This window comes from Streptomyces sp. ADI95-17, from assembly GCF_003846175.1.
GTDB classification, from domain to species: Bacteria; Actinomycetota; Actinomycetes; order Streptomycetales; family Streptomycetaceae; genus Streptomyces; species Streptomyces sanglieri.
Map to the genome: position 1 here is coordinate 171,624 of NZ_ML123048.1, position 6,706 is coordinate 178,329.

The window sequence follows — 6,706 nt, forward strand, 5'->3', positions numbered from 1 at the left end:
CACGACCAGGGCCGGACCACTCACGAGCAAGGTCAGACGTCGTCCCGGACCAGGGCGAGCAGCCGGTCCAGCACCCGCGGCCCGCCCGCGCGCAGCCCGTCGTGCTCGAACTCATTGGTCACCCAGGTGCGCAGGCCCCGGATCGACGCGGCCGTGCGCAGCGCGTGTTCCGTGTCGACGTACATGTCGTCGTGGTACACGGCCGCCGCGACCGGCACCTGATTGGCCGCCAGGCGCTCGGTGTCGTACAGCGGCGCCCAGTCGGTGCGGGCGGCCAGCAGCCCGGCGGTCTCGCGCAGCGGGCGCAGCGCCGGGTCCACCTCGAAGTGCCAGGGGTGGATGCTCTCCCCGGTGAAGAGCACCGGGCCGTCGCCCTTGAGCGCCGCGGCCGCGTCGAACTGCGGGAATTCGGCACGGACCCGCTCGGCGGACCAGTCGGTGGGCCGCTCGTCCTGGCCGTAGATCGCCTCGTGGAGCAGCGCGTACAGCGGGTGTCCGGCGAACGAGGAGGCCGTGCGCACGGCCTCCTGGAAGGTGTCGGAGAGCTCGGTGCCGTGCGGGGTGCGGACGAAGGCGTTCTCCAGCAGGTAGTGCAGCTGGTGGCTGCCGCTGCCGCCGCCCAGCATGATGCCGAGGGACTGGAACCCCTCGGCGGTCAGGCGGTGTCCCGCGCTGTCGATGGGATGTTCGAGGAGATGGGCGGTGATCTCCCGGGCGCGCTCGACGTCCTGCGGGTAGCGGGCGTAGTGCGCGGCGACCTTGCGCTCGATGCGGGGGTAGGCGGCCCGGTACACGTCGTCCGCGTGCGCGTCGAGGGAGGGCAGCCCGCCGGTGATCAGGACGGCCTTGAGCCCTTCGGGCGCGGCCGACAGATAGCGGACCGCGCAGAAGCCGCCGAAGGACTGGCCGAGGACCGTCCACGGTTCGCCGCCGGTCAGCTGCGGGCGGATCAGCTCGCAGTCGCGCACGATGCTGTCGGACCGGAAACGGGTGAGGTAGTCGGCCTGCTCGCGCGGGCCGCCGCGCAGCGGCAGGGTCTGCCGGTTGGCGGGGGTGGAGAGGCCGGTGCCGCGCTGGTCGAGCAGCAGCACCCGGAACTCCTGCACGGCCCGCCCCAGCCAGGCCTCCGTGCCGACGAACCGCCGGGCACCGAAGCCGGGACCGCCCTCCAGATAGACCAGCCACGGCAGCTCCTCGCCGGTCCGGCCGCTCGCCACGGCCTCCCTGCCGAAGACTTCGATCTGCTCACCGCCCGGATCGCTGTGGTCGAGCGGGACCGTGAAATAGCGGTCGGTGAAGACGATGCCGGGGTGCCGGTAGCTGCTCACAAGGTGCTCCTGATTCAGATGTGCCACGGACAGTTCAGCACACGGCACCGACACGGACGGTCGCGGCCCGTGTGCGGGGCGCCCGGGTACCTCCTACCGTGCAGGCATGATCCGGTTCGAGCAGGTCGGCAAGGTGTATCCGGACGGTACGACCGCGGTCGACGAGCTGTCCTTCGAGGTCGCCGAGGGCGAGCTGGTCACCCTCGTCGGGCCGTCCGGCTGCGGCAAGACGACGACCATGATGATGGTCAACCGGCTGATCGAACCGTCGTCGGGCCGGATTCTCGTCGACGGCGAGGACATTTCCGGGGTCGACCCGGTGAAACTACGCCGCCGGATCGGCTACGTCATCCAGCAGGTCGGTCTCTTCCCGCACCGCACGGTCCTCGACAACACCGCGACCGTTCCCGCACTGGTCGGCTGGAAGCGGGCGAGGGCCCGGGAGCGGGCGGCCGAGCTGCTGGATCTGGTGGGCCTGGACCCGAAGACGTACGGTTCCCGCTACCCCGCGCAGCTCTCCGGCGGCCAGCGCCAACGGGTGGGGGTGGCAAGGGCGTTGGCAGCGGATCCGCCGGTGCTGCTGATGGACGAGCCGTTCGGTGCGGTCGACCCGGTGGTGCGCGAGCGGTTGCAGAACGAGTTCCTGAGCCTGCAGGCGACGGTTCGCAAGACGGTCCTGATGGTCACCCATGACATCGAGGAGGCGGTCCGGATGGGCGACCGGATCGCGGTGTACGGGGAAGGGCGCATCGAGCAGTTCGACACCCCGGGCGCCGTGCTCGGGGCACCCGCGACCCCCTACGTGGCACGGTTCGTCGGCGCCGACCGGGGCCTGAAGCGGCTCTCGGTCACCACGATCGAGCCGGAGGACCTGGAGGAGCCGCCGGTCGCCCGGCTGGACGAACCGGCCGGCACCGCGGCGGCCCGGCTGGGCGGGGCGGGTGCGCGCTGGGCGGTGGTGCTGAACGGCGAGGGCGACCTGCACGGCTGGGTGGCGGCGGACGCGCTGCGGATCGCCGGCGAACACGGCACGGTCGGCGAACTGGCCCGCAGGATGGATGCCTGGGTTCCGGTCGGCGCCCCGCTGAAGCAGGCGTTCAGCGAGATGCTCCAGCACGACGCGGGGTGGGTGGCGGTGCTGGACGGCTCCCGGTTCCTCGGCGTGCTGACCCCAGCCAAGCTCCACGAGGCCCTGCGCCGCTCCGTCGACGCGGACGCACGGGGCGTGGCCCGGGACGAGGTGCCGTTCGACTCGGTCGCGGACGCGTAGGGGGCGGGACGCGGGCCCCCGCCCCCTACGCGGGCGAGAGCCCGGGTGGACGTGTCAGAGACAGGTGGCGGCGGTCACGCAGAAGCCGCCGAGGGCGACGGCCCACACGTAGGGCAGGGTGCGGATCATCACCTGCTGCGGGGTGACGCCCGCGTACTGCGCGCTCCACACGGTCTGGGTGCTCGTGGGGTCGGCGACGCCGAATACCTGGTTGTACGAGGTGGCCAGGCCCAGCACCGCGGTGGCGGGGTAGATCCCGGCGGCGATCAGGACACCGGCGATGCCCGCGCCGAGACCGAAGACGTTGAGCGGTCCCCGGTAGAGGCAGAGCGGCACCAGGACGGTGAAGACGAGCACGAAGAGCACCGCGTTCTGCGGGCTGACCGCCTCGACGAGGGGTTCCAGCGCCTCGATCGCCCCGGGCAGTTTCACGGCCGCGAGCAGGATGCCGATGGCGATGAACAGGGTGATCGGTGCGGCGGCCACCTCGAAGCCGCCGTAGAGGGTGCGCAGCAGCCGCTTGTTCATCTCGCGCGGCCGGGTGGTGGTGACCAGGCAGTACAGCACGCCGGCGAGCAGCGAGGGGATGATGGCCACGTCGAGGCCGAGGGCCAGCACCAGCGGTACGACCGGGGTGAGCAGCGCGTACCAGGCGGCGTCGCCGAGCCGGGCGCGCCGGCCGGAACGCGGTTCCGGGGTGAGGGACTTGGCGGACCAGGCGTGCTCGACGCCCCGGCGGCGGGACTCGACGAGGACGAAGAGGACCGCGGCGGCCAGCGCGAACGGGAACAGTTTGATCATGAAGCCGCGCACGGTGGGGATGGGCAGTTCGAGGGCCGTCGAGAAGAACTGCCAGACGGGGAGTTCGAACGGCATGCCCGCCGCGATGCCCATGAGGATGGTGCCGGCCGCGGTGACCTTGGGGATGCCGACGGCGATCATCGCGGGGATGCCGATGATTCCGGCGAGCATCGCCGCGGGCGCGGAGCCCGTCACCGTACCGACGAGGGTGGAGACGGCGAGGACGCCGAGGGCCACCACGACCGGGCGGTCGCCGCCGAATTCGACGATCTTGCGGACGAGGGTGCCCGCGATGCCGGTCTCGTCCAGGAGCTTGCCGAGCCAGGAGCCGAGCAGGATGGCGATCATGGTGGCGGCGAGGGCGGATGCGCCTTCCTGGAGGACGGTGTCCAGGACGCTGTTCTTGCCGGTGAGCGGGGCGCCCGCGACGAGGGCGATGACGACGGCCAGGACGACGAGCGCGAAGGCCGTGGGGAGTTTCCGGGTGAGCATCGCGGCGACACCGGCCGCCATGACGAGGAGGATGACGACGCCCATGGCGTTACTTCTCTCTTCCGTGCGCGTGCGGGGCAGTGGTGTGGTGCGCGCCGGCCGTGGCGAGTGCGGCGGTCAGCAGCAGTGGGCTGCGGCCGAGTCCGCAGGCGGTGCGGGCGTGGGCGTGGGCGGCGATCTCCTCGGCCCCGGCGACATGGCCGTACAGGCGTCGGCGTCCCAGCCGCAGCACGACATGCCCGAGTGCCTCTTTCAGCGCTGCTTTCGCGGTGCCGTGGTGGAGCTGTTCGTGGACGGCCTCGTGTGCGAGGGCCGCGGCGCGCACCGAGCCCGCCGGGTACCAGTGGCGCCAGCCGTTCTCGTCGACCAGTGCCTCGGCGCGGGCGACGGTGTCGGTGTACAGCTCGACGGTCGCGGGGCGTGAGGTGTAGCGGGCGAGGAGGCCGTGTTCCAGCCCGCCGTCGCGTTCGACGACCCGGGCGCGGGACGGGGCGGGGGCGAGCCGGGCGCCGAACTCCGTTGCCACGGTGGCCCAGTGGCGCAGCAGTTCGCGGTCGCGTCCTTCGTGCGTGGGGGTGGCCGCCAGGAGCCGTACGCCGAACTCGATGTCGTCGGTGGCGGCGAGGCCGACGGTGGTGGTCATGTTCTCGCCTCCACGACCGCGACCACGGGCTCGTCCGCCGCGCGGGTGCCGAGTTCGCTGCGGGCCAGGGCGAGCAGGGGCTGCGGGTCCAGTACGCCGGAGAGGTCGGCGATGCGGGAGCCGAGGAGCAGCCGCAGGGCGGGGGCGCGGACCCCGCCGTCGCCGTACGAGGTGGCCTCGCCGACGAGCCGGGCGAGCGTCTCGGGGGCGGCGGCGACGGTGGTCGTCTCGACCAGGGCGTCGGGGGCGTGCAGCCGGACGACGCCGTCGGCGTCGACGACCCGGACGGGATGCCGGGTGGTTCGGAAGCGGCGCCGGACCTCGGTGCCGTAGACGGTGTGGGCGGGGGTGGTGGCGAGGATGCTCACGTCCGCCGGGTCGGCCTTGAGGCTGGCCGCGGCGGCACGCAGCCGTTCGTTCCCGTCGGCGCGGTGGGCGCGGTCCTGGGTGCGCAGTTCGGTGGCGCCGGTGGCCACCGCCCGTACCGTGCTGGTCTGCGGGTCCACCGTCACCTCCACCTCCACGCCGTCGGCGGCGGCGCCCTGGGCGACGACGGCCGCCTCGGCCTCGGCGCGGACGGCGAGGATCTGTTCCTGGCCGGCGCCCGGGATGATCCGCTCGATCTGCTCGCGGACCAGCGCGAGGGCGACTCCGATGGGGCTGATGACCTCGCTGTGCCGGGCGATCCGGCCCTCCTGGCCGGTGACGGAGGCGAGGTGCGGGGTGACGGACGCGGCGCCCCCGCCGCCGCCGACCAGGACCGCGGTGTCCTTCTCCAGCCGGTAGTCGCGGATCATGGCGTCGGTGACGGCTCGGACCTGTTCGGTGCCGGCGTCGAGGAGCCGGGCCGCCGCGGTGGCGACATCGGTGGACAGCGCGGCGGCCAGCGGGGCCAGCGCTGCGCGGGCCACGTCCTGGTCGCAGCGGGCGAAGTCGTCCTCGGGTACCCGGCCCAGTGCGTTGGCCGCGCAGGTCATCGTGATCGCGTACCGCCCGCCGGCCGCGTCGATCACGGCGTAGTCGTCGGGGTCGCCGTCCATCGGCCGGACGGTGGTGATCCGCGCGTCGCGCAGTTCGTCGAGGGTGGCGAAGCAGGCGTACGGCAGTCCGGCGATGTGCGCGCTGCGGGGCCCGACGCCGACGACCTTGCCGCCGTCGATCCGGACCATGGACCCGCCGCCGACACCGACGGTCCGTACGTCGAGCGCGGAGAGGTAGGACGCCTTGCCGAGGATGGTTGCGTGCCGGACGGCGACCTTGCCCCGGCGCACGACACTGATGTCGGTGGAGGTGCCGCCGGTCTCCAGGAACAGGCCCTCGCTGATCCGTTCCTGCATCAGCGCGCCCGCGACCCCTGCGGCGGGGCCGGAGAGCACGGTCAGCAGCGGACGCCGGCGCATCTCGTCGAGCGACATCACCCCGCCGTCGCACCGCATCACCATCAGCGGCGCGTTCACCCCGGCCTTGGTGATGGAGGAGTCCACGAGGTCGGCGGTGGCCAGCATGCGCGGCAGGATCGCGGCGTTGACCACGGCGGTACGGGTCCGCTTGGCGAGTCCGTACAGCGAGGTGATCTCGTGCGCGGCCGTCATCGGCAGTCCGCGCGGGCGGGCCGCTTCGAGGACCGCCTGCTCGCCCTCCGGCCGGTCGACGCCGAACGGTTCGCTGGCGACGAGGACTTGGGCGCCGTCCCGGGTGACGGTGTCGACGGCGGTGCGCACCTGGTCCGCGTCCTCGGGGTCGGCCACATGGGCGTAGGCGAGCGGAAGCCGCTTGCCCGGGGCGAGTTCGAGTCTGCCGAGCGAGGCGAGCCGGCGGGTGAGCACGGCGCCGGGGCCCGTACCGATGCCGATCAGCCCGACGGTGGCGACATCGCCCTCCAGCAGGGCGTTGGTAGCCTGTGTCGTGCCGTGGGCCAGGAAAGCGACGTCCTCGGCGGCGCGGCCGGTCTGTTCCAGCAGTCGGTCGAGTGCCTCGACGATGCCGTGGGCGACGCCGTCCTCGTGGTGGTGGCTGGTGGGAACCTTCACCTGCCCCAGCAGTTCGAGGGTCGTGGCGTCTACGGCCACGGCGTCGGTGAAGGTTCCGCCCACGTCGATACCGACGCGGATGCGGTGGGTGGTCATGGCTGGGCACCTCCTTGTGCGGGTGGGTTGATGCGCGGGCGGGCCG

General features: G+C 72.9%; 5 protein-coding genes. 1 reads left to right on the top strand and 4 read right to left on the bottom strand.

Features of this window, described 5'->3' with window-relative positions:
• Positions 1-32: 32 nt before the first annotated feature.
• The gene (locus tag EES42_RS23870) at positions 33-1,328 is read right to left on the bottom strand and encodes an alpha/beta fold hydrolase (protein ID WP_124720306.1); all 1,296 of its coding nucleotides are present in this window, start codon (positions 1,326-1,328) and stop codon (positions 33-35) included.
• Between the two features lie 106 nt (positions 1,329-1,434).
• Between EES42_RS23870 and EES42_RS23875 the strand changes: the two genes are divergently transcribed.
• The gene (locus EES42_RS23875) at positions 1,435-2,598 is read left to right on the top strand and encodes an ABC transporter ATP-binding protein (RefSeq protein ID WP_124720307.1); all 1,164 of its coding nucleotides are present in this window, start codon (positions 1,435-1,437) and stop codon (positions 2,596-2,598) included.
• Positions 2,599-2,652: 54 nt separating this feature from the next.
• On the opposite strand, the gene EES42_RS23880 is transcribed toward EES42_RS23875, so the two are convergent.
• Genes EES42_RS23880 through EES42_RS23890 form a run of 3 tightly spaced genes read right to left on the bottom strand, consistent with a single transcriptional unit; the run spans position 2,653 to position 6,660 of the window.
• Positions 2,653-3,936 (bottom strand): TRAP transporter large permease, encoded by a 1,284-nt coding sequence (locus EES42_RS23880; protein WP_124720308.1) that lies wholly within the window; start codon positions 3,934-3,936, stop codon positions 2,653-2,655.
• Positions 3,937-3,940: 4 nt separating this feature from the next.
• Positions 3,941-4,534, bottom strand: a complete 594-nt coding sequence (locus tag EES42_RS23885) for a hypothetical protein (RefSeq protein ID WP_124720309.1) — start codon at positions 4,532-4,534, stop codon at positions 3,941-3,943.
• On the bottom strand, positions 4,531-6,660 hold the full coding sequence (locus EES42_RS23890) for a hydantoinase/oxoprolinase family protein (protein ID WP_124720310.1): 2,130 nt from the start codon (positions 6,658-6,660) through the stop codon (positions 4,531-4,533). Before EES42_RS23890 ends, EES42_RS23885 begins: the two co-directional genes overlap by 4 nt.
• Positions 6,661-6,706 lie beyond the last annotated feature (46 nt).